The 1,005-nt window shown below is 65.2% G+C and carries 1 pseudogene; it reads left to right on the forward strand.

The window, feature by feature from the left end:
- A pseudogene (locus tag IF54_RS42560) lies at positions 1-1,005 on the forward strand (cbb3-type cytochrome c oxidase subunit I); the annotation flags it as partial.

Below are 1,005 nucleotides of genomic sequence, written 5' to 3' on the forward strand. Positions count from 1 at the left end.
ATCGGTGGCGTGATGGCGCTCTTCATGCGCGCCGAGCTGGCCCGTCCGGGCCTACAGATCATGTCGAACGAGCAGTTCAACCAAGCGTTCACGATGCACGGCACGATCATGCTGCTGATGTTCGCGACGCCGCTGTTCGCCGGCTTCACCAACTGGATCATGCCGCTCCAGATCGGCGCGCCCGACGTGGCGTTCCCGCGGCTGAACATGTTCGCCTACTGGCTCTACCTGTTCGGCTCGACGATCGCGGTGGGCGGCTTCCTCACCCCGCAGGGCGCGGCCGACTTCGGCTGGTTCGCCTACTCCCCGCTGTCGGACGCGGTCCGCAGCCCGGGCGTCGGCGCCGACCTGTGGATCATGGGTCTGGCCTTCTCCGGCTTCGGCACGATCCTCGGTGCGGTCAACTTCATCACCACGATCATCTGCATGCGCGCGCCCGGCATGACCATGTTCCGCATGCCGATCTTCGTGTGGAACGTGCTGCTGACCGCGGTGCTGGTCCTGCTCGCCTTCCCGGTCCTGGCCGCCGCGCTGTTCGCGCTGGAGGCGGATCGGAAGTTCGGGGCGCACGTCTTCGACGCGGCCAACGGCGGAGCGCTGCTGTGGCAGCACCTCTTCTGGTTCTTCGGCCATCCAGAGGTGTACATCATCGCGCTGCCGTTCTTCGGCATCATCTCCGAGGTCATCCCGGTCTTCTCCCGCAAGCCGATGTTCGGCTACATGGGCCTGATCGGCGCGACCATCGCGATCGCGGGTCTGTCCGTGACGGTGTGGGCCCACCACATGTACGTCACCGGCGGTGTACTGCTCCCGTTCTTCTCCTTCATGACGTTCCTCATCGCCGTACCGACTCGGCACCGTCGTCTTCGCGATGTTCTCCGGCTTCCACTTCTGGTGGCCGAAGTTCACCGGCAAGATGCTCGACGAGCGCCTCGGCAAGATCACGTTCTGGACGCTGTTCGTCGGCTTCCACGGCACCTTCCTGGTCCAGCACTGGCTGGGCGC

The organism is Streptomyces sp. NRRL B-3229 (genome assembly GCF_000719505.1).
In the GTDB taxonomy this organism is placed as follows: Bacteria; Actinomycetota; Actinomycetes; order Streptomycetales; family Streptomycetaceae; genus Streptomyces; species Streptomyces griseorubiginosus.